General features: G+C 70.2%; 13 protein-coding genes and 5 pseudogenes. 8 read left to right on the top strand and 10 right to left on the bottom strand.

The window, feature by feature from the left end; genetic code table 11:
- Positions 1–54: 54 nt before the first annotated feature.
- On the top strand, positions 55–678 hold the full coding sequence (locus tag K6K41_RS11665) for a glutathione S-transferase family protein (RefSeq protein WP_261405180.1): 624 nt from the start codon (positions 55–57) through the stop codon (positions 676–678).
- Here K6K41_RS11665 and K6K41_RS11660 read toward each other — a convergent pair.
- Positions 675–1,049, bottom strand: a complete 375-nt coding sequence (locus K6K41_RS11660; RefSeq protein ID WP_261405179.1) for a winged helix-turn-helix transcriptional regulator — start codon at positions 1,047–1,049, stop codon at positions 675–677. The two genes, K6K41_RS11665 and K6K41_RS11660, sit on opposite strands and share 4 nt — an antisense overlap.
- A gap of 134 nt (positions 1,050–1,183) precedes the next feature.
- On the opposite strand from K6K41_RS11660, the pseudogene K6K41_RS11655 reads away from it, so the two are divergent.
- Positions 1,184–2,023: pseudogene (locus K6K41_RS11655) on the top strand (SDR family oxidoreductase).
- 57 nt (positions 2,024–2,080) lie between these two features.
- Here the strand turns inward: K6K41_RS11655 and K6K41_RS11650 are convergent.
- Entirely contained in the window at positions 2,081–2,563 is a 483-nt protein-coding gene (locus K6K41_RS11650; protein ID WP_261405178.1) for an SRPBCC family protein, read from the bottom strand.
- Between the two features lie 154 nt (positions 2,564–2,717).
- On the opposite strand from K6K41_RS11650, the gene K6K41_RS11645 reads away from it, so the two are divergent.
- Positions 2,718–3,638, top strand: a complete 921-nt coding sequence (locus tag K6K41_RS11645; RefSeq protein ID WP_261405177.1) for a DUF1194 domain-containing protein — start codon at positions 2,718–2,720, stop codon at positions 3,636–3,638.
- A gap of 110 nt (positions 3,639–3,748) precedes the next feature.
- Here the strand turns inward: K6K41_RS11645 and K6K41_RS11640 are convergent.
- Both K6K41_RS11640 and K6K41_RS11635 read right to left on the bottom strand, forming a co-directional pair.
- Positions 3,749–4,468 (bottom strand): annotated as a pseudogene (locus K6K41_RS11640) (endonuclease/exonuclease/phosphatase family protein); the annotation flags it as partial.
- The gene (locus tag K6K41_RS11635) at positions 4,372–5,823 is read right to left on the bottom strand and encodes a phospholipase D-like domain-containing protein (protein WP_378146948.1); all 1,452 of its coding nucleotides are present in this window, start codon (positions 5,821–5,823) and stop codon (positions 4,372–4,374) included. The pseudogene K6K41_RS11640 and the gene K6K41_RS11635, both read right to left, overlap by 97 nt.
- A 448-nt stretch (positions 5,824–6,271) precedes the next feature.
- On the opposite strand from K6K41_RS11635, the gene K6K41_RS11630 reads away from it, so the two are divergent.
- The 4 genes and pseudogenes from K6K41_RS11630 to poxB all read left to right on the top strand — a co-directional run bounded on the left by K6K41_RS11630 (position 6,272) and on the right by poxB (position 13,429).
- Entirely contained in the window at positions 6,272–7,408 is a 1,137-nt protein-coding gene (locus tag K6K41_RS11630; RefSeq protein ID WP_261405175.1) for an efflux RND transporter periplasmic adaptor subunit, read from the top strand.
- Positions 7,405–8,475, top strand: coding sequence for an efflux RND transporter periplasmic adaptor subunit (locus K6K41_RS11625; RefSeq protein WP_261405174.1), 1,071 nt, complete (start codon positions 7,405–7,407; stop codon positions 8,473–8,475). Before K6K41_RS11630 ends, K6K41_RS11625 begins: the two co-directional genes overlap by 4 nt.
- 104 nt (positions 8,476–8,579) lie before the next feature.
- Positions 8,580–11,577, top strand: a pseudogene (locus K6K41_RS11620) (efflux RND transporter permease subunit).
- Between the two features lie 129 nt (positions 11,578–11,706).
- Positions 11,707–13,429 (top strand): annotated as a pseudogene (poxB, locus tag K6K41_RS11615) (ubiquinone-dependent pyruvate dehydrogenase).
- Positions 13,430–13,439: 10 nt separating this feature from the next.
- On the opposite strand, the gene K6K41_RS11610 reads toward poxB, so the two are convergent.
- The 3 genes from K6K41_RS11610 to K6K41_RS11600 are packed head-to-tail and all read right to left on the bottom strand — an operon-like array spanning position 13,440 to position 16,710.
- Positions 13,440–14,858 (bottom strand): amidase, encoded by a 1,419-nt coding sequence (locus K6K41_RS11610; protein ID WP_261405173.1) that lies wholly within the window; start codon positions 14,856–14,858, stop codon positions 13,440–13,442.
- Positions 14,855–15,376: a flavin reductase gene (locus tag K6K41_RS11605; RefSeq protein WP_261405172.1), complete on the bottom strand. Its 522-nt coding sequence runs from the start codon at positions 15,374–15,376 to the stop codon at positions 14,855–14,857. Before K6K41_RS11605 ends, K6K41_RS11610 begins: the two co-directional genes overlap by 4 nt.
- A 20-nt stretch (positions 15,377–15,396) precedes the next feature.
- Positions 15,397–16,710 carry an NtaA/DmoA family FMN-dependent monooxygenase gene (locus K6K41_RS11600; RefSeq protein ID WP_261405171.1) on the bottom strand — a complete coding sequence of 438 codons (1,314 nt, stop codon included), beginning with the start codon at positions 16,708–16,710 and terminating at the stop codon, positions 15,397–15,399.
- Between the two features lie 164 nt (positions 16,711–16,874).
- Here K6K41_RS11600 and K6K41_RS11595 point away from each other — a divergent pair, with 164 nt between their 5' ends.
- Positions 16,875–17,549 (top strand): TetR/AcrR family transcriptional regulator, encoded by a 675-nt coding sequence (locus K6K41_RS11595; RefSeq protein WP_261405170.1) that lies wholly within the window; start codon positions 16,875–16,877, stop codon positions 17,547–17,549.
- Positions 17,550–17,600: 51 nt separating this feature from the next.
- On the opposite strand, the pseudogene K6K41_RS11590 reads toward K6K41_RS11595, so the two are convergent.
- The 3 genes and pseudogenes from K6K41_RS11590 to leuB form a co-directional block, all read right to left on the bottom strand.
- Positions 17,601–20,242 (bottom strand): annotated as a pseudogene (locus K6K41_RS11590) (TIGR02302 family protein).
- 221 nt (positions 20,243–20,463) lie between these two features.
- Positions 20,464–20,889 (bottom strand): DUF4174 domain-containing protein, encoded by a 426-nt coding sequence (locus K6K41_RS11585; RefSeq protein ID WP_261405168.1) that lies wholly within the window; start codon positions 20,887–20,889, stop codon positions 20,464–20,466.
- A 168-nt stretch (positions 20,890–21,057) separates the two neighbouring features.
- On the bottom strand, positions 21,058–22,173 hold the full coding sequence (leuB, locus tag K6K41_RS11580; protein WP_261405167.1) for a 3-isopropylmalate dehydrogenase: 1,116 nt from the start codon (positions 22,171–22,173) through the stop codon (positions 21,058–21,060).
- Positions 22,174–22,265 lie beyond the last annotated feature (92 nt).

Raw genomic sequence — 22,265 nt, 5'->3', positions numbered from 1 at the left:
GCCCCGGTTCCGGCGGTCGCCCGACCGCTGGCCGTCTTTGGCGAGGAGAGCCCAATGGCCGCCGCCCGGTTCGTGCTGCACCATCATCCGCAGTCGCGCGCCCAGCGCATCAAGTGGCTGCTGGAGGAGACGGGCGCGCCCTACGAGCTCGTCTCCCACGACCTCGAAGCCCGGACGCACAAGTCGCCCGAGTTCCTGGCGCTCAACCCGCACGGCAAGATCCCGACGCTCGTCGACCGCGGTCCGGAGGGGACCGCGGAGGTCGTGGTCACGGAATCCGCCGCGATCGTCATCCACGTGGCGGACGCGGTTCCCGAGGCCGGCCTTGCGCCGGCGCCGGGCTCGCTCGAGCGCGGGCCCTATCTCGGCTGGATCGTCTATTCGGCGAGCGTGCTCGAACCGGCGCTGATGGACGCGTTCTTTCCGCGCAAGGACGCGCCGTCGCCGGTGATGACGGGCTGGCCGAGCTTTGACGAGGCGCTGGAGCGCGTCGAGGCCGCGCTGAAGCCCGGCCCCTGGCTCCAGGGCGAGAGCTTCACCGCCGCGGATCTCACGATCGGCTCGTTCCTCGGCTGGCTCGCCGGCTGGGGCAAGCTGCCGGGACCCGAGCGCTTCGCCGGCTATCTCAGCCGCATCGCCGAGCGGCCCGCGCACAGGCGGGCGTTCGGGAGAGGCTAGCTCCCCCCGCTCGTCTTCCGGTCGTAGGCCGCCTGCGCTTGGAGGATCTCGTCCATGTTGCGCTCCGCCCAGTGGGCGAGCGCTGAGGCCGTCTCGTTCAGAGTGCGGCCGAGCGGCGTCAGCGAATATTCGACCGTGACCGGAACGGTGGCGAAGGCTTCGCGAAAGACGAGCCCATCCCGCTCCAAGCGCTTCAGCGTCTGCGACAGCACCTTCTGCGACAGGCCCTCGATGTCCCGTCTTAGGCGGTTGAAGCGCATCGGCTCCTCTGCGAGGCGGTCGAGCAGCAGCAGCGCCCATTTGTCCGCGATCCGGTCCAGCACCATCCGCGTCGGACAGCGCATGGCGTAGACGTCGTATTGCTGGCGCATCGCCTGTTCTCCAAGACGCTGAAAGGTTTCCGACCGGAAACCAGCGCACTCCCGCGTGCCTTCTTACGGCCCGCGCGAGAGGCGTCTATGTATCGCTTCGTAACATGGTTTCCATTAGATACCAAGAGACGAAGATGGCGAGCAAGGTTCTGGTTCTCGGCGCGAGCGGCACTGTCGGACGTCCTCTCGTGCGGGCGCTCGTGGCGAAGGGCGTGTCCGTGAAGGCGGCGTCGCGCTCGGGAGCGCCGATCGAGGGCGCGGAGGGCGTGCGGTTCGATTTCGGCGACCCGGCGACCTACGGGCCCGCCTTGGAAGTGGTCGACGGCGCGTATCTGCTGGCGCCACCGGCACGACCGACGTGCCCGGCCGGCTTCTGCCCGTCGTCGAGGCGGCGGCGGCGCGCGGCGTCAAGATCGTGCTGCAGACCGTGATGGGCGCGGACGCCGACGAGGCCAATCCCTATCGGCGCGTCGAGCGCGCCGTCGAGGCGAGCGGGCGGGCCTTTCGTGATCCTTCGGCCCAACTGGTTCGCGGACAATTTCCACACGTTCTGGAAGCCGGGCGTCGCGGTCGGTGAGATCGCGCTTCCGGCAGGCGACGGCGCGAGCAGCTTCGTCGACGCCCGCGACATCGCCGACAGCGCAGTCGGCGCGCTGACGAGCGATCGCTTCGATGGCCACGCCTTCACGCTCACCGGCCCGCAGGCGCTCGGCTACGCCGCGGCGGCCGAAGTCCTCTCAAGCGCGCTCGGCCGTCCTGTCGCCTACCGCGCGATCGACGACGAGACCTTCGTGGCCGCGCTGGTCTCGGGCGGCGTCCCGGAGGACTATGCGCGCTTTCTGGCGACGATCTTCGAGCCGGTCCGCGCGGGCCACACCGCGCCGACCACCGGCGACGTCGAGACGCTGTCGGGCCATGCGCCCCGCACGCTCGCCGACTACGCGCGCGACAACGCCGCCGCTCTCTCGTCCTGAGCGCGTCCCGCGGGGGCCGCGTCTGCGCCGCCCCCGCGGATCTTTCGTTCGTCAGGGTTACTTGGTCGCGCCGTCCACGATGCCGGCGAGGCCTTTCACATAGATCCCGTCGATCACGGTCTTGGCCTCGGCCTCGCTCGCGCCCTTGGCCTGGAAGTCGCCCGTCCAGGTGATGGTCGAGCCTCCGGACGCGCCGGCGGACTTCACCTGGATGGTCGAGATGTAGTTTGAGACCGGGAGCGGGCTTTCGAGGATCGCGTAGGTGTAGGTCATCGCCGCCTCGTCGCGCCCGACGAGCTCCTCGACGATCTCGCCGCCGCCCTTCAGCTGCAGGCGGCGGACCGGCTTCGCCCCGCCCTCGACCAGCGTGCAGCCCTCCACCGCCGGATGCCATTGGGCGATGCCGCAGAAGTCGCCGATCGTCGCCCACACCTTGTCGGGCGGGGCGGTGACGGGGGTCGTTTCCGTGACGGTCACCGCGAAGGCGGGCGTCGCGGCGAGCGCCGCCACGGCGGCCACAGCCGAAATGCGCTTGATCATTGTTCCGCTCCCTCTGGATTCTTGCGTCTTGGGCTTTCCGCCCCTTGGCTCAGAGGGTCTAGCGCCGGATTTCGTGAAGGGTAGCGGGCTTCCACTTTCGGGCGAGGCCGAGGCGCGCCTATTGACCTTTGTTCCGGTATCGCGCGGCCGCGCGATGGCCGATCGTCCGCGCGTCGTCGAACCAGGAACGCGAGGGAGCGCCGCGCTGAAGGGCAGGGCCGTCATCGAAGGCTTCGCGAACCGTCTCGTCGCCGTCGCGCTCATCTGCGCGGCCGCGATCGGCGGCGCGCCCGCCCGCGAGGCGGAGGACGCGCGGCCCGCCACCGCGCTGGTTCTCTCGATCGACGTCTCCGGCTCGGTGGACGAAGCCCGCTACAACCTCCAGCTCGAAGGGATCGCGGAGGCGCTGGAGGATCCGGTGACGCTGTCGGCGATTTCGGCGACCGGCGGCGCGGGCGTCTGGCTCTCGGTCGTCACCTGGGCCGACGGCGCGCGCGTCTCGGTCGGCTGGCGCCGTGTCGCCTCTCTTTCAGACGCGAGGGCGTTCGCCGACGAAGTCCGGCGCATCCCGCGCGAGCCCGGTCAGTTCACCTGCATCGGCGGCATGCTGCGCGTCGTCTCGCAGACGCTCATTCCGGCGCTGCCAAACCCGGTCGAGACGCTCGTGGTCGACGTCTCGGGCGACGGCATCGACAATTGCGGCGACGTCCGCGAGATCCACGAGGAGCGCGACGCGGTGCTGGCGCTTGGAGCCACCATCAACGGCCTCCCGATCCTGGTGCCGGGAGAAAACGACGTGGTCGGGGTGGGGGCCTTCAGGAAGCCGGGCTTCGGCCTGCGCGAGCTTCCCTCGCGGCCCGACCAGGAGGCGACGACGCTCGACCGATGGTACCGCGACCACGTGATCGGCGGTCCCGGCGCGTTCCTGCTGGTCGCGCAGGGCTATGAGGACTTTTCGCGCGCCCTGCGCCGCAAGCTCGTGACCGAGATCAGCCTTCTGGCGCGCCGGAGCCGCGAGCCGTCGGGTCCGGCGGTCGGCGCCGCGTCCGGCGTCGTCGCGTCGGGGACGGACTGAAGGAAGGCCGGCCCGTGGCCCGACAGGTCCACCTTGGCGGTCAGCGGCAGGTGGTCCGAGGCCTTGCGCGCGAGCGGCGTGTCGTGGACGGCGTGGTCGTGCACCAGCCCGCGCGGCCAGCCGAAGATGCGGTCGAGCGGGAACATCGGCCGCCGCGAGGGAAAACTCGCCAGCGGCTTCGGCTCGCCGAACAGGGGCTCGAACACGTTGAGCGAGGAGCCACGGCGCGCGCGCCATTCGTTGAGGTCGCCGAGCAGGACCGTCGGCATCGGCGGCAGGCGGCCGAAGGCGGAGACGATCGCGCCCGCCTGGCTCACCCGCGAGCGGCGCAGCAGGCCGAAATGCGCTGCGATGATGCGGAACGGACCGTCGCCGAGGTCGAGATCGACCAGGATCGCGCCGCGCGGCTCGACGCCTGGAAGCCGGATGCGGGTGCGCCGGTAGGACACCGGCTCGCGCGCGACGAGGAGCGCGTTCCCGTGCCAGCCATGGCCGTCAGGCGCGTCCGACTGGGCGAGGAGCCGCAGGCCCGTCTCCTGCCGCAGCGCCTCGAGGTCGAGCAGGCCGATGCGCTGGCCGAAGCGCCGGTCCGCCTCCTGCAGCGCCACCACCTCGGCGCCGATCTCCTTCAGCACCGCGATGATGCGGTCCGGCCGCGAGCGGCCGTCCGTCCCGACGCATTTGTGGATGTTGTAGGTCGCGACCTTCACGGGGCGGATGTTGCCTTGGTCGGTTACAGGTAGGGCGACGCGAGCCGGACGGTCGCGTCGCGCAGCTTGATCGCGAGCGGCTTGGCGTCGAGCTCCTCGAGCGAGGCGGCCGCGGCGCATTTCGAATCGATGAGCCCGGACAGCCGCGCCGCGAGCGCGGCGTCATAGAGCTCCACGGTCAGTTCGAAATTGAGGCGCAGGCTGCGCGCGTCCCAGTTCGCGCTGCCGATCAGGCACCAGACGTCGTCGATCGTCATGAGCTTCGAGTGGTCGAAAGGCGGCTCGGAGCGAAAGAGCCGGCAGCCGGCCTCGAGCAGCGGCCGGACATGCCCGTCGGAGGCCCAGGCGACGAGTCGGTGATTGTTGACCGCGGGCGTGACGATCCTGACCTCCACCCCGCGCAGCGCGGCGACCTGAAGGGCGGTGATCAGCCGCTCGTCGGGCAGGAAATAGGGCGTCGCGATCCGGATCGTCCGGCGCGCGGAGGCGATCGCGGCGAGCAGCGTCAGGACGAGGCGGTCGACCGTCTGGTCCGGCCCGGACACCACCGCGCGGGCGGGCGGCCCGTCCGCGGACGGCCTCGCGGGCGTCTCCGGCACGTCGTCTCCGGTGACGAAGGCCCAGTCCTCGTCGAAACTGTCGGCGATCTGGTCGACGACCGCGCCGCTGACTCGGAAATGGGTGTCGCGGACCGGCTCGTCGGTCGGGCGCGCCAGCACGTTCTCGCCGGCGATGTTGAGCCCGCCCACGAAGGCGAGCCGCCGGTCGAGGATCAGCGCCTTCTTGTGGAGCCGGAGGTCGAGCAGCGGCATGCGCCACGGCCAGGCCGAATGCAGGAACCGCGCGGCCGGAACGCCGCGCCGCCGCAGCGCCCGCCAGGCGGGCGAACGAAAATAGCCGCCGCCCATGCCGTCGATCAGCACGCGCACCGCGACGCCGCGCTCATGCGCTGCGGCGAGCGCCTCCACGAACGGCGTTCCTGCGGAGTCGGTGCGGAAGATGAAGGTCGAGAGCTCGACGCTGGTCCTGGCCTGCGAGATCGCCGCGAGCATCGCCGGATAGGCCTCGTCGCCCGACTGGAGGACAGCCTCCACCACGCCGTCGACGCGTTCGAGCCCGGTGATGGCTCCGACCGCCGTGGCGAGACGGTCCTGCGCCGAAATCTCGCGCGCGTCGGGATCCGAGCGCGTCTGCGAATGGCTGACGCCGCGCAGCCGCCGCGCCTTGCGGTGGACGCGGTTGATGCCGAAGAAGAAGTAGAGCGCGGCGCCGAACACCGGCGAGAGCCACGCGACCCCGATCCAGCCGATCGCCGCCCGCACGTCGCGCTTTCGCAGCAGCACGTGGACAGAGGTCGCGGTCGCGATGGCGACATGCAGCGCCGTGACCCACAGGCCTTCGTACTGGAGCTCGCTGAGCGTCACGAATCTCGTCGCCGCGTGGGAGCGGGCTTTCCGCGCCGGGAGCGCGTCCATGCCCTGAACGAACGGGCTCGATCCTATCCGATCCGCCGCGCCCGCGCAGCCGCCCGCCCTTCAACACCGCGTCGGAGCAAAGCGGGCCACGCTCGTCGCGGCTCGCTCGGCCGTCCGGCCAAGCGGCTTCATGGCGGTCGCCGGCGTAGAGGCGGCGTGCCGAAGAACCCGCGGCCGCCTCGCGCGAAGATTGAGGCCTTGGGGACGGGCGCCGCGCGTTCGACGGAACTTTCGAGCGCGCGCGAGAAGGCGGCGCCGGGCTCTCAAAGCCCTCGATTATGTCCCGCATAACGTTGGGGCCACAGGTTTACTTTTGGCGGCGCGTCACCAGAACCTGTGACGGCGGGTTTCTCTTCCCATCCTTGGCGACAGCCGGGGGCATCAGTCAGTCGTCGTCTTTCCGAGAGCGTCGTCCACGTTCGCAGTCTCGATACAGCCGGGGGTGCTCATGGTGCTGCCAGGGAGCGGAGGTCGATCACGGCGTCGCGGCGTCGCTGGGAAACTTCTTGTCGCGGCCGGCCTCGCGTCCCTGTCGGGCTGCGGCGAGGCTCCGCCGCCGCCGCCCAAGCACGTGACGGAGGTCGAGGTCACGCCCGTCGCCCTCACGCAGTTCGCGCCTGAGGTCGCGCTCACGGGACAGATCGCGGCGCGGATCCAGAGCCAGCTCGCCTTCCGCATCGAGGGGCGCATCGCCGCGCGCAATGTCGAGGTGGGAGACCATGTGACGAAGGGGCAGATCCTCGCCCGCCTCGAGACCACCCAGCAGGAGGCCGACGTGAGCGCGGCGAAGGCCGGGGTCGCCTCGGCGGAGGCGACGCTAAAGGAGGCCGAGTCGAGCTTCTCGCGCCAGAAGGATCTGATCGGTCAGGGCTTCACCACCCGGCCGAACTTCGACAGCGCCAAGCAGGCGCTCGACGGCGCGAAGGCGGGGCTGGACGGCGCGAGAGCGGCGCTCGGTTCGGCCGAGGACGCGCTCGCCAACACCGAGCTTCGCGCCGACGCCGACGGCGTGGTGACGGCGCGCACCGCGGAGGTCGGGCAGGTCGTGGCGGTCGCGCAGGCGGTCTACACGGTCGCGCAGGACGGCGCGCGCGACGCGGTGTTCGACGTGTTCGAGGCGCTGCCCGCAAAGCCGCCGCCCGACAAGCGGGTCGAGATCACGCTGCTCTCCAACCCGGCGATCAAGACGATCGGCGTGGTGCGCGAGGTCTCGCCCACCGTCGACGCCGCGCGCGGGACCGTGCGGGTCAAGATCGCGCTCGACAGGCCGCCGCCGGAGATGAGCCTCGGCGCGCCGGTGCAGGGGGCGGGGCGCTTCAAGCCCGCCGACACCATCGTGCTGCCCTGGACGGCTTTCTTCGCCGAGAACGGCAAGCCCGCCGTCTGGATCGTCGATCCGAACGCCAAGACCGCGTCGCTGCGCAAGGTCGACGTTCTCGGCTACCGCACCGGCCAGCTGGTGCTGAACGATGGGCTCAAGGCCGGCGAACTGGTCGTGACCCGCGGCGGCCAGCTTCTGAGGCCTGGCCAGACGGTCGATTTCGAGACCGGCGGCGCGGCGCCGAAGCCGGAGGGACAGCCGTGACGCTTCGCTCCTGCCTTTTCGCCGCCGTCTGCGCGGCTCCGCTTGCGGGCTGCGGCGAAGATCCGCCGCCCCCGCCGGTCGTCCGCCCCGTGCTGTCGGTGGTCGCCGAGCCCGCCGACGCCAAGAGGATCGGTTTCGCGGGCGTCGTCGAGCCCCGCTACCAGACCGACCGGGCGTTCCAGGTGCTGGGGCGGATCATCAGCCGCAACGTCGACGTCGGCGATCTGGTCAAAGTCGGGCAGACGATCGCGACCAACGATCCGCTGACCTACCAGCTCGCAGTCCGGTCGGCGCAGTCGGAGGTCGTGACCGCGAAGTCGCAGCTCGAGAAGACCAGCGCGCAGAAGGATCGCACGCAGACGCTCGTCAAGCAGGGCGTCTACACCCAGGCCGATCTCGACGCCGCGCAGCAGGCTCTCGACGCCGCCGCCGCCTCGGTGCAGCAGGCCGAGGCCCGCTTCGCAAAGGCCAAGGAGCAACTCGGCTACACCACTCTTGCGGCCGATCTCGACGGCGTCGTCACCGCGGTCTACGCCGAGGTCGGCCAGATGGCGTCGCCCGGCATGCGCGTGATGACGCTCGCGCGCACCGACATTCGCGAGGCAGTGGTCGACGTGCCCGACGACGTCGCCCAGGCGCTAGCCCCGGGCGCGCCGTTCCGCGTCGCGCTGCAGGCCGACCCCACCGTCGTCGCGGACGGCAAGGTGCGCGAGATCGCGCCCGAGGCCGACGCCGCCACGCGGCTGAGGCGGATCAAGATCACGCTCGAGCGGCCGCAGGAGGCCTTCAGACTTGGCGCGACGATCTTCGCCGCGCCCCAGCGTCCGACCGGCGATCCTTCGATCGAACTTCCGACGACCTCCGTGTTCGAGCGCGACGGAGCGCCTCGCGTCTGGATCGTGGACAAGAACGGCAAGACGGTTCGCAGCGTCGGAGTCGAGATCGCGCATCGGGACGCCCGCATCGTCCGGTTGTCCGGCGGCGTGCCCGCCGGCGAGCGGGTGGTGATCGCAGGCGCCAACAGCCTGTCCGAGGGTCAGGCCGTCAAGCTGGGGGCGGGCGAGTGAGCGCCGAAGGAGCCAGTCCGCCCGACGGCGGCGAAGCGACGGGCCGCGAGCCGTTCAATCTCTCGGTCTGGGCGCTCAAGCACCGCTCGCTGATCTGGTACTTCATGATGGTCTTCGCGGTCGCGGGACTGATGTCGTATCTCAGCCTCGGCCGCGCCGAAGACCCGGACTTCACGATCAAGACCATGGTGATCCAGGCGACATGGCCCGGCGCCACGGTCGAGGACACCATGACCCAGGTGTCCGAGCGCATCGAGAAGAAGCTCGAGGAGATCGACGCGCTCGACTACGTCAAGAGCATCAACGCCCCGGGCCGCACGACGCTTTACGTCTATCTGAAGGACACCACGCCCGGGAAATCCGTCCAAGGCTACTGGCTGCGCATCCGCAACATCATCTCGGACATCAGGTCCGAGCTGCCCTCGGGCGTGCAGGGGCCGTTCTTCGACGACGATTTTCGGCGACGTCTTCGGCAACATCTACGCCTTCACCTCGGACGGCCTCTCCCAGCGCCAGCTCCGCGACTACGTCGAAAGCGTGCGCTCGAAGATCCTGACGCTGCGCGACGCCGGCAAGGTCGAGCTCGTCGGCGCGCAGGACGAGGTGATCTATCTCGAGTTCTCGACGCGCCAGGTCGCGGCGCTCGGCATCACGCAACAGATGGTGGTGAGCGCGCTGCAGGGCCAGAACGCGATCACGCCCTCGGGCGTGATCGAGGCCAGGGGCGAGCGGGTGAGCGTGCGCGTCAGCGGCTCCTTCCAGTCGGAGGAGAGCCTCAGGGCCATCAACCTGCGGATCAACGACCGCTTCTTCCGACTGGGCGACGTCGCCACCATCACGCGCGGCTATCAGGATCCGCCGCAGGCCTTGTTCCGCTACCAGGGCAAGCCCGCGATCGGCCTCGCCATCGGCATGAAGCCGGGCGCGAACCTCACCATCTTCGGCGATCAGCTCACCGAGAAGATGCGCCAGATCGAGGGCGACCTGCCGATCGGCGTCGGGGTGCACAAGGTGTCGGACCAGCCGGAGCTCGTCGCAGACGCCGTCTGGGGCTTCGTCGAGGCGCTGATCGAGGCGGTGGTGATCGTCCTCATCGTCAGCTTCATCAGCCTCGGCGTGCGCGCGGGCCTCGTGGTGGCGGTGACGATCCCGCTGGTGCTCGCCATCACGTTCCTGGCGATGAAGCTCTACGGCGTCTCGCTGCAGCGCATCTCGCTCGGCGCGCTCATCATCGCGCTCGGCCTGCTGGTCGACGACGCGATGATCGCGGTCGAGATGATGATCGCCAGACTCGAACTCGGCGACAAGCTCGAGAAGGCCGCGACCTACGTCTACAGCCACACCGCTTCCCGATGCTGACCGGGACGGTGGTCACGATCGTCAGCTTCTTTCCGGTCGCCTTCAACAATGGCGGCGCCGGCGAGTTCACCTTCACGCTGTTCGTGGTGATCGCGGTCGCGCTCATCGTGTCCTGGGTGGTGGCGGTGCTGTTCGTGCCGCTGCTCGGCGTCACCATGCTGCCCAAGACGCTCAAGAAGCACGCCGAGAAGAAAGGCTTCTTCACGCGTGGGTTCCAGAGGCTGCTGATCCTGTCGGTGGTGGAAATGGGTCACGATCGCGGCCACCGTCGCGATGTTCGCGACCGCGGTGTTCGGCATGCGCTTCGTGCAGCAGCAGTTCTTCCCGTCGTCGGAACGCGTTGAGGTCATCGTCGACTGGACCGCGCCGCAGAACGCCTCGATCACCGAGACGCGCGCGCAGATGGACCGCTTCGAGAAGCATCTCGAGGGCGATCCGGACGTCGAGCATTGGTCGTCCTATGTCGGGCAGGGCGCGCTGCGCTTCCTGCTGTCCTTCGACGTCCAGCCGTCGAGCCCCAATTACGGCCAGATCGTCATCGTGACCAAGAGCATCGAGGCGCGCGAACGGCTGCGCGCCAAGCTCGACAAGATCGGGCGGGACGAATTCGTGGGCACGGACGTGTTCGTCCACCTGCTCGACATCGGGCCGCCGGTCGGCCGCGCGGTGCAGTACCGGATCGGGGGCCCCGACCTCGAAAGCACCCGCGTCGCGGCGAAGATCGCCGCCGTGATGGGCGACCATCCGAACCTCGGCCAGGTGGTGTACGACTGGAACGAGCCCGGCCGCGTGGTGAAGGTCGACGTGCTGCAGGATAAGGCCGCGCAGCTCGGCGTGACGTCGGAATCCGTTTCGACGGCGCTCAACGGCATCGTGGGCGGCTCCGCCATCACGCAGGTGCGCGACTCGATCTATCTCATCGACGTCGTGGCGCGCGCGCGCGACGTCGACCGCTCGTCGATCGAATCGATGCAGAACCTCCAGATCCGCACGGGAAGCGGCCAGACCGTGCCGCTCGCGGCGATCGCGAACCTCTCCTACCAGTCCGAACAGCCGATCGTCTGGCGGCGCCACCGCATCCCGACCATCACGCTCAAGGCGAGCGTGATCGGGGACATCCAGCCCGCCACGGTGGTCAAGCAACTCGCGCCGAAGCTCGAGCCGGTGACGTCGAAACTCTCGTCCGACTACCGCTTCGAAACCGGCGGCGCGGTCGAGGAGAGCGGCAAGGGGCAGGGGCCGATCATCGCGGTCGTGCCGGTGATGCTGCTCACCATGACCACGATCCTGATGTTCCAGCTGCAAAGCTTCGCGCGCCTGTTCCTCGTCGTCGTCGTGGCGCCGCTCGGATTGATCGGCGTGGTGGCGGCGCTCGTGCCGAGCGGCGCGCCGCTCGGATTCGTGGCGATCCTCGGCGTGCTCGCGCTCATCGGCATCCTGATCCGCAATTCGGTGATCCTCGTGATGCAGATCGAGGAATTGCGCGGGGAGGGCCTCGACGGCTGGACCGCTGTGGTCGAGGCCTCGGAGCACCGGATGCGGCCGATCCTGCTCACCGCCTCGGCCGCGAGCCTCGCGCTGATCCCGATCGCGCGCGAGATCTTCTGGGGGCCGATGGCCTTCGCGATGATGGGCGGCATCATCGCCGGCACGGTGCTGACGCTGCTGTTCCTGCCGGCGCTCTATGTCGCTTGGTTCCGCCTCAAGGAGCCGAGGCGCGACGAGGCGCCTGCGCCGGCTTGATCGGCGGCCGGCGCAGGCGGCTCATGGCTGCCCTGCGCGCGGAACGCCCAGGGCGAGCCGCCTGTTTGGTCTGGATCGCGGCGGGATCGGCCCGTCGCGTTCCAAAAACTGCACTCTCCGGAGCGACCCATGGCTCAGACGATCGCCGATCTCCTCGTCAAGACGCTGGCCAACGCCGGCGTCGAACGCATCTGGGGCGTCACGGGCGACAGCCTCAACGCGATGAACGACAGCCTCCGGCGGCAGAAGTCGATCTCCTGGATGCATGTCCGCCACGAGGAGGTGGCGGCGTTTTCGGCCGGCGCGGAAGCAGCGCTGACCGGCGAGCTTGCGGTCTGCGCCGGAAGCTGCGGGCCGGGCAACCTGCACCTCATCAACGGGCTCTACGATTGCCACCGCAACCATGTGCCCGTGCTCGCGATCGCGGCCCACATTCCGTCCAGCGAAATCGGCCTCGAATATTTTCAGGAGACCCGCCCGACGGAGCTCTTCCGCGAATGCAGCCATTTCTGCGAGATGGTGCAGGACCCGCGGCAGATGCCCGAGATTCTGCACCGGGCCATGCGCACCGCGATCGGCCGCAAGGGTGTCGCGGTGCTGGTCATCCCCGGCGACGTCGCGCTGAAGGCGGCCCCGGAGGGCGCGCGGTCCGACTGGCCGAAGCTGTCCGAGCCGCGGCTGCTGCCGAACGCCGCCGACGTCGAGGCGCTCGCCGAACTGCTGAACGGCTCCGACGCCGTGACGATGCTCTGCGGCGCGGGTTGCGCCGGCGCGCATGACGAGGTGGTGGCGCTCGCCGACGCCCTGGGCGCGCCGATCGTCCACGCCTTCCGCGGCAAGGAGTTCGTCGAATACGACAACCCCTTCGACGTCGGCATGACGGGGCTGATCGGCTTTTCGTCCGGCTATCAGGCGATGATGTCCTGCGACACGCTGCTGATGCTCGGCACCGACTTTCCCTACCGCAACTTCTATCCGCCGAAGGCCAGGATCGTGCAGGTCGACAGGGAGCCGGGCGCCCTCGGCCGCCGCGCGCAGCTCGCGCTTGGGATCGTGGGCGACGTCAAGGCGACGATTGCGGAGCTCATGCCGAAGATCCGGCCGGGCCGCGATCGCGGCTTCGTCGAGACCGCGCGCAAGCACTATACGGACGCGCAAGGGCCTCGACGATCTCGCCAAGCCCGCCGCCGACGGCAAGCCGCTTCACCCGCAATATGTGGCGCGCCGGATCGACGCGCTGGCGGCCAGGGACGCGGTGTTCGCGGTCGACGTCGGCACGCCCTCGGTCTGGGCCGCGCGCTATCTGACGATGAACGGAGAGCGTCGTATCCTCGGCTCGTTCCGCCATGGCTCGATGGCCAACGCCATGCCGCAGGCGCTCGGCGCGCAGGCGGCCTATCCGGGCCGGCAGGTGATATCGATGTCGGGCGACGGCGGCTTCGCCATGCTGATGGGCGACCTGCTCACCGCCAAGCAGCTCAAGCTGCCGATCAAGATCGTCGTCTTCAACAACGGCTCGCTCGGCTTCGTCGAGATGGAGATGAAGGCCGCGGGCTATCTCGACACCAATGTCGCCCTGGAGAACCCGGACTTCGCGGCGCTCGCGACAAGCGCCGGCATTCGCGGTCTGAAGGTCACGAGCTCCGGGCAACTCGACGACGCGCTTGCGCAGGCTTTCGCGCATGACGGGCCGGCGCTCGTCGACGTCCATGTGGCGCGGCAGGAGCTGTCGATCCCGCCGAAGATCGAGCTCGAACAGGCCAAGGGCTTCAGCCTCTATATGCTGAAGGCCATCATCAACGGCCGCGGCGACGAGGTGATGGACCTCGCCTCGACGAACCTCTTCCGGTGACGGCGGAAGTCTAGCCGAGCCCGAGCCGCTCCACGCCCCGGCCGATGGCGAGAACGGACTCGTCCGCAAAGCGTCGGCCGACGATCTGGAGGCCGACCGGAAGCCCGTCGGCCGCGACGCCGACGGGAACCGACAGCGCCGGGCATTGCGGCGTGAAGTTGAACGGGCAGGTCATGTCGAGGCCGATCAGACGCCCGCTCGCGTCCTCGCCGAAATAGTCGCCGTCGACCTTCTCGACCGGCGGCGCGGTGACCGCGCAGGTCGGGCAGAGCAGCGCGTCGTAGCTCTCGAACAGCCTCGCCATGTCGCGCCACATCGCGGTGCGCAGCAGCTCGACGCGCTTGTAGCTCGTCGCGTCCTTGGCGAAGCCGCGCTCCATGATGGCGACCATCGAGGGGTCCATGCGGTCGCGGAAGCCCGCGAGGCGGTCGCCGAAATAGGCCGACATGAACACGCACCAGACCTCGTACCACTCGTCGACGACGGCGCGCGTCCAGGGCAGCGCGACCTCCTCGACGATCGCCCCTGCGGCGCGCATGGCCTCGGCCGCGCGTCGGATCGCGGCCTCGACCTGCGGCTCGACGGCGTAGAAGCCGAGATCGACCGACAGTGCGAAGCGCTTACCGGCCAAGCTCGAATCCTGCGTCCGGCCGGGCTCGAAGGTCAGCGGCAGAGAGCCGATGTCCTCGTCGCTCGGCCCTGAGGTCGCCTCGAGGAATGCGACGGCGTCGTCGATCGTGCGGGCGAGCGGCCCGAAATGCGAGATGTCGTCGAACACGCTCGGCAGGATCGTCATCGGGATCCGGCCGAGACTCGGTTTCAGCCCGACGACCCCGCAGAACGAAGCCGGGATGCGCACCGAGCCGCCCATGTCCGACCCTTCCGCGAATGGCACGACGCCGGTCGCGACCGCGACCGCGGAGCCGCCCGAGGAGCCGCCGGGCGTGCGGCTCGGATCGCGCGGGTTGCGCGTCGCGCCGAAGCGCGGGCTCCAGGTGAGGCTCGAATGCGCGAATTCCGGCGTGGTGGTCTTCGCCATCAGGATCGCGCCCGTCGCCTGCAGGCGGCGGACGTAGAGCGCGCTCTCGGTGGGGACGACGTCGCCCGAGCTCCAGGAGCCGAGCGTGGTGAGGTCGCCTGCGGTCGGCGTCAGGTCCTTGGCGGCGAAGGGCACGCCATGGAGGAAGCCGGTCGCGCGGCCCTCCTCGACGGCCGCGTCGGCCTCGCGGGCGGCCGCCATCGCGGCCTCGTCCCGGATCAGCACGAAGGCGTTGAACGATCCTTGCGTCGCCCGCGCGCGGCGCAGCGACTCCCGCATGACCTCGACGGCGGAGAAGCGCCGGCTCCGCACGCCCGCCGCGATCTCCCGCGCCGTCAGATCGAGCGGATGCGCGGGAGGCGCGTCGCCGCTTGCTCCGCCGTCGCTCACTCGGCCGCCATCGCGAAGGCCGTGACCGTGTCGTAGCGCCGGCCGACATAGATCAGCCCCTCGCGGCCTTCCCCGCCCCCGACGCCCAGCACCTCGCAGAACAGCACCGCGTGCGTCCCGACGTCCACGATGCTGCTGATCTTGCAGTCGAAAGAGGCGAGAGCGCCCTTGAGGACCGGCGCGCCGCTCGGACCGATGATCCAGTCGGCGGCCGCGAACCGCTCTTCGACGGGCGTGCGCCCGCCGAAGAGGTTGGAGAGGGTCTCGTGCTCCGGCGCCAGCGTGTTGACGCAGAGGACGCCGTTCGCATGGAACGCCTCGCCGACCGAGCTGTCGCGCTTGACGCAGACGAGCAGCGTCGGCGGCGCGTCGGTCACGCTGCAGACAGCCGTCGCGGTGAAGCCCGCGCGGCCGGCCGGACCATCGGTCGTGACGACGTTCACCGCGGCCGCGACCGCCGCCATAGCGTCGCGATAGCGCTCCTTGGAGATCGGTCCGGCGTCTGCTGCCTTGTCCATCGCGTGCCGCCTTTCGCCCGTCAGAACTCGAGGAGGTTGTCGCGAAGTTTTTCGTGAGCGTAGGCGGTGCGCGCAAGACCGCGTTTTTGCAGGGCAGGCACGAGCCCATCGGCGATCTCGACGATGAAGCGGCGGCTGACGCGCAGCACCGGCGTCGTGATCAGGAAGCCGTCGCCGCCCACCTCCTCCATGATCTCGCCCATGCGGTCGGCGACCGTGTCGGGCGTGCCGACGAGCTCCACGGATGAAACCAGCCCGCCGCCGCCGTCGACCACCAGTTCTTTCAGCGTCTTGCCGCTGCCCCACTGCTGGAACTTGTCGAGCGTGCCGGACTCGCCGTTGGTGACGAGTTTTTCGGGCAGCGGCTTGTCGAGGTCGTACTGCGCGAAGTCGATCTCGGTGATGGCCGAGAGCGAGGCCAGCGTGTCGGTGATGAAGTGCGGCGAGTTCAGCATGCGCTGGTACTTTTCGCGCGCCTCGGCGTCGGTCTCGCCGAGCGTCGGCGTCACGCAGAACAGCACCTTGATCTCGTCCGGGTCGCGGCCGAATTGTTCGGCGCGGGCGCGGATGTCCTCGCGGAACGCCTTCATCGAGGCGACGCCGCTCGCCACCGAGATGATGCTGTCGGCGTGCGTCGCCGCGAAGTCGCGGCCCTTGGGCGAGGCGCCGGCCTGCACGTAGAGCGGCCGCTGCTGGGGCGAGGGAACGGTGTTGAGCGGGCCGCGGACCTTGTAGTACTTGCCGACGTGATCGATCGTGTGGACCTTCGTGTCGTCGGCATAGACGCCGGCGTCCCGGTCGAGGACCACCGCGTCGCTGTCCCAGCTCGCGAACAGCTTGTTCATGACCTCCATATACTCGTCGGCCATCTCGTAGCGCTGGTCGCGCGGCGGCAGCTTGTCCATGCCGAAGTTCTGCGCCGCGAGATCTTCCGCGCTCGTCACGATGTTCCAGCCGAAACGGCCTCTCGTCAGGCTGTCGATGGTGGAGGAAAGGCGCGCCATCATGAAGGGCGGGTAGGCCATGGTGGACATGGTCGCCACCACGCCGAGCCGCGAGGTCGCCATGCCCATGGCGACCGCGAGCGGGGCCGGATCGTGCTTGGGCACCATCATGCCGTGGTTGAGGGAGGCCTTGGTGGAGCCGCCGAAGGTCTGCGGCACCATCAGCTTGTCCTCGATCATTATGTAGTCGAAGCAGGCGCGCTCGAGCGTCTGGGCCATCTCGACATAGAACCGCCCGTCCCACGGCAGGCCGCCCTGGCCGAAGGGCTCGCGCCACTCGTCCGGCGTGAAGTTCATGAACCAGGCGAGGTGGAAGCGCTTGTCGGCCATGGGGCGGTCCCTTCACTTGAACCCGTGATCGGCGAAGCCTCGGTCAAAAGCTCGACGCCGTTATTAAACGCGTGTTTAATATGGCTCGGCATGGCGGAATTGCGCAGCGCAAAGTTGAGGCGCCGGGACGTGGACGAAGACGCTCAGTTTCGAGGAGGGCGCCCGTGAGAAAGGCGCGAGGCGCCCGCAAGGCGGACAGCGAAGCGGCGGGGGCGGCGCCCCGCGAGCCCGCGCGCGCCAGGCGGCGTCTCGCGCCCGCCGAGCGCACCGGGGAAATCCTCGAGGAGGCGCTGAGGCTCTTCGCCGAGCGGCATTATTCCAACGTCACGATGCGCGACATCGCGGCCGCCTGCGGCGTCAACCAGGCGCTGATCTACCATTACTTCGAGAGCAAGGAGGATCTATTCCGCCGCGCGCTGGGCTTCGCGATCGAGCAGCTCCACGACGGCTATGCGGCCGTGCGCGCCGCCGCCGCGGATCCGCGCGCCGAGATCATGTCGTGGCTCGACATGCATCTCTCGATCGCCCAGACGGTCACGCGGATGACGCAGCTGATGTCCGACCATTCCGCGTCCAGGGACGACAGGACGGGCGCCGGCGCGCTGATCGCCGAGTTCTACGCGTTCGAGCAGGGGCTGCTCGAGGACTGCATCGCCCGCGGCGTCGCGGCCGGACAGTTCAGGGCGGTCGACGTCGCCCGCGCGGCGCGGACCATCAGCCTCCAGCTCGACGGCATCTTCTACGCCTCGTCGAGCCGCGGCGACGGACGCATCGCAGGCGACGTCGCCGATCTGCGCGAGCTCGTCGCGACGCTGCTCGATCCGCCGAAGGCCGGCTGAGCCGCCCGGATCGCGGGCCGCTCGCCTCCCCGCAAGGGCGCCGCGGCGCCTTTACGGCGCGAGCAGGCGCTCGATGTAGTCGAGCTCGTCGCGCGGGCGGTCGGCCTCGCCGAGACGCTTCCGGAGCTCCTCCAGAACGCGCCGCGCCCGCTGGGCGTCGATCTCGCCGGGCACCTTGGTGGTGTCGCCGTCGCTCTCGCGCCGCCGCACGGGGCGGCCGAGCGGATCGTCGTCACGGCCTTCCTCGCCGTTCTGCGCGCCCTGCTGGCCCTCCTGGCCCTGCTGCCCGGGCTGGCCCTGGCCCTGCTGCATCGCCTCGGCCATGGCCTGCGCGCCCTTGCGCATCTGCTCGAGCGCCTTCTGCTGCTGGTCGAGCGCCTCGCCGGTCTGGCCCTGGCCGAGCGACCCTTGAGCCTCGCCCATGCTCTTGCCCGCCTGTCCGAGCGCGTTCTGCCCCGGCTGGTCGGACTCGCCCTGTTGCTCCTCCTGGCCCGCGCCCTGTTCGCCGCCGGGGCGGCGCTGGCGGCCGTCCTGCTCGCCCTCCTGCCGCTCGGCCTGCTGGCCTTCCTGTCCCTGCTCCTGCTCGCCGCTCTGGCCCTGCTCCTTGCGCAGCTGGTCGAGCTTTTCGCGCAGACGCTGCTGTTGCTGGGCGAGGTCCTTCATGGCCTGCTCGCCCTCGGGGTTCTGCTGCTGGCGGCGGTTCTGCTGGCTGCGCTGGTTGCGCTGCTGGCGGTCGTTCTGGCGATACTGCTGGAACGTCTGGTCACGCAGCTTCTGCTGCTCGCGGATCATCTCCTGAAGCTTGTTGAGCTGCTGCTGCTGGGCCTGCTGCTCGGGGCTCGGCTGGCTGCGCTGGGCGTTCTTTAGGTTGTCGAGCATGTTCTTGAGGTCGGCGAGCGCCTGCTTGGCGGCGTCCTTCGCGCCGTCCTTGGCGAGCTTCTCCATCTTGTCGATCATGTCGCGCAGGTCCTGCGGACGGATCTCCTTGCCGCGCTGGCCCTGCTGGGCCTGTTGCTGCTGCTGGGCGTTCGGATCGCGGCGCTGCTGCTCGGCCATCTCCTTCATGAACTTCTCGAGCGCGGCCCGGAGATCCTGCGTGAGCTTCTTGATCTCCTCCTCGGAGGCGCCCTCTCCAGCGCCTCGCGCAGCTTCTGTTCGGCGGCGCGCAGCTCGCGTTCGGCGTCCGGCAGGTCGCCGTCCTCGATGCGGAGCGCGATCTCCCAGAGATAGTCGGCCGCCGCGCGCAGCTCGTCGTCGGACTTTGCGATCTCGAGCCGGCGATAGGCGGTGGTGACGCCGAGATAGACCGCGGCGTCGGTGGTGAACTGCTCGGGATAGAGGTTGAGCGCCCGAAGCGCCGAGAGCACGCGCGGCTTGGCGTTGGCGTCGAGCGCGAGAGTGCGGCGCTGCTCCACGAGCGCGCGCGCGAGCGGCTTGGTGAAGTCGCGCCGGAAGCTTGATCTCGTGTGGCTTCGAAAGCCCCTCCTGCCCGGCCTCGTCGCGGGCCGCGAGCGTCATCACGGCGTCCGCGCCGGCGAAGGGATGCTCCATGACGTCGAGCGGCGTCTCGGCCTTGCCTTCCTTGGCGCGGGCGCGCGGCAGGCCGAGCGCGACCTTGGGGGCCTCGTAGAGCGGCCGGCGCGCGCCGGCCGCGTCCTCGCCCGGCGTGTAGCCGCGGGCGTAGCGGGGCGTCTTCGGCAAGATCTGCGGCTTCAGCTCGAAGCGCGCCTCGGCGCCGGCGACGCCATAGTCGTCCTTGACCTCATAGGCGAGGGTGGCGGTGCCGCGCGCGTTCATCTGCGGCGGCCGCGTCAGCTCGATGGAGGGCGTCCGGTCGGGGATCACCGTGAAGCGCCAGACGCGGTCGGGCGCGCCGGCCGCCATCACGCGCGCCTCGGCGTCGGCCGTCAGCTTGAAGCGGCGCTCGACCACGCCTTCGGGCGGGCGGCCCGGCGTCTCGACCGGCTCGGCCCCGCCCTTGGCCTCCACCGCGACCGCGCCGCCGGAACCGCGGATCACGAGCGTGGCGTTCGCCGGCACGGACACGACGTCGGAGCCGGGCTCGGCGGGAAGCGCCGCGGCGCGCTCCTCGGGGCGCGGCTCGCCGGCGCCGGCCGCGCGGGCGGTGAGGAACACGGGCGGGCGGCCCGTATAACCGGGCGGCGCCACCCAGGCGTCGAGCCGCGCGGGCGGAACGTCGGCGGCGGGCGAGGTCCAATCGAAGGCCGCAGCCACGCGCGCGCCGCGGTCGGAGCCGGCGACCGCGAAGGCCGCGACCAGCACGAGGCCGACGAGGAAGCGCAGCGCGTAAGGATCGCGCGCGGCGAGCCGGGGCGCGGCGCGCCGACCTTGAGGCGGCCGGCCTCGCGCCGCATGCGGTCGCGATGCGCGGCCCACAGCGCGCGGGTCATCGGGTCTTCGCCCGCGACCGAGGCGAGCTCGTCGTCAAGGCTCGTCGCGGGCCGGTGCGCGACGCCGGTCGCGCGGTCGACGCGGCCGAGCGCGGCGCGCCGGTCGGGAACGACCGAGCGGATGAGGGGGGCGAGCGCCGTCAGCAACGCGAACAGGAAGAGCGCCACGCCGACGATGCGGCCCCACGGCGGCAGCGCGTCCCACAGGCCGAACCAGGAGACCGCGAGGAAAGGGCGACGACGATCGAACCCGCGGCGAGCCAGGGCCAGGCGCCTTCCCACATCAGCGCGAGCCGCGCCCGAGCGATCGCCCGCTCGACCAGCGGGCGGGCTCCGGCGTCGTCCCGGCGATGTTCGGTGTCGCGGCTCTCGGTCAAAGCCCGGCCTCCTTCGGGCGGTCCGCCCGACGCTTTACGCAGCAGAGGCTAGCATGGACGACGCGCATGGCCACCTTTGGGCGGAGGCGCGCCGTCACCGGCTCGTGATCGCGACCGCTCCGGCGCTCAGCGCGCCTCGCCCTGGCGCATGGGCATCGTGTCGACGAGGTCGGTGAGGCGCGCGGCCTCGACGGGCTCCGCCGAACGCAGCTTCTCGCCGCCGTCCTTGCCGACGAGCACGACGGCGAAGGCGTCGTCGGCGACGCCGTAAGTCTTGCGGAGGTCCTGCGCGTTGAGCGTCGCAGGCGCGCGGCCGCCGGACAGCGGCGAGACCTGGCGCCTGGTCACGACGAAGACCGGCATGTCGCGGTCTTCGAGCGTCGCGCGCGCGGCCGCGAGCCGTTTCAGCTGGTCGGCGGCTTCGGGCTGGTCGCGCTCCGGCGCGAACACGATCACGGGTCGCGACTTCCAGAGATAGGCGTCGAGCCCCGCGGCGAAGGCGGGGGCGGCGAAGGCGGCGACGAGGGCCGCGGCGGCGAGGAGCGGTCTCATGAGAGACGAACTGGCGCCCGGCGGCAGGCCGTCAAGCGGGCTCGCGCCGCGGTGATCGGAGAGGGCGCCGCCCGCTCCGATCTCGTGGTCCTCCTCCGCCCGGGGAGGGGGGCCACCCGCAAGGTGGCGCAGGACACGAGCGGCGCCGTCGGACGCCGCTCCTCAGCCTCAGGCGCCGAGCAGCGCCTCGAACTTCTTGGCGACCGCCGAGCCCATCTCGGTCGTGCCGACCTTGGTCATGCCCTCCGACCAGATGTCGCCGGTGCGCAGGCCTTCGCCGAGCGTCTCGGAGATCGCCTTGTCGAGGAGGTCGGCGACGTCGGGTTTGCCGAGCGAATATTTCAGCGCCATCGCGAGGCTCGCGATCATGGCGAGCGGGTTCGCGATCCCCTTGCCCGCGATGTCGGGCGCCGAGCCGTGCACCGGCTCGTAGAGCGACTTGCGGCGGCCGTTCTCGTCCTCGGCGCCGAGCGAGGCCGAGGGCAGCATGCCGAGCGAGCCGGTCAGCATCGAGGCGACGTCGGAAAGGATGTCGCCGAACAGATTGTCGGTGACGATGACGTCAAACTCCTTGGGCGCGCGAACGAGCTGCATGCCGAGCGCGTCGGCGAGCATGTGGTCGAGCTTGACGTCCTCGTAGCCGCCCGACTTGTGGATCGCGGTGACCACCTGGTTCCAGAGAAGGCCCGACTTCATGACGTTGCGTTTCTCGGCCGAGGTGACGCGGCCGCCGCGCACGCGCGCGAGCTCGAACGCGACCTTGGCGATGCGCTCGATCTCGTAGGTCTCGTAGACCTGGGTGTCGACGGCGCGCTTCTGGCCGTTCGGAAGGTCGGTGATCTCCTTCGGCTCGCCGAAATAGACGCCCCCGGTGAGCTCGCGCACGATCATCAGGTCGAGGCCGTCGACGAGCTCGCGCTTGAGCGCGGAGGAATCCGCGAGCGCCGGGTAGCAGATCGCCGGGCGAAGATTGGCGAAGAGCTCGAGATCCTTGCGCAGGCGCAGCAGGCCGGCTTCCGGGCGGTGCTCATAGGGCACGCCGTCCCACTTCGGACCGCCGACCGCGCCGAGCAGCACGGCGTCGGCGGCCTTGGCCTTCTCGACGTCGCCGTCCGAAACCGCCACGCCGTGCGCGTCATAGGCCGCGCCGCCGACCAGGCCCTCGTCGATCGAGAGCGAAAGCACGCCGCGGGCCTCGATGACGGCGAGAACCCGACGGACCTCCGCCATCACCTCCGGGCCGATGCCGTCGCCGGGGAGCAGCAGGATGTTCTGGGTGGCCATTGGGGTCCTCGCGCGTCTTCTTGAATGTCGCGGGCGCGTCTTAGGCGGGGCGGGCATGGATTGGCAAGCGGCGCCCGGCGCGGCCATAGTGA

It is taken from the genome of Chenggangzhangella methanolivorans (assembly GCF_019797865.1).
Lineage (GTDB): Bacteria > Pseudomonadota > Alphaproteobacteria > Rhizobiales > Methylopilaceae > Methylopila > Methylopila methanolivorans.
The sequence above is the reverse complement of the archived record's forward strand: the minus strand, read 5'-3'. Positions and strand labels throughout refer to the sequence as shown.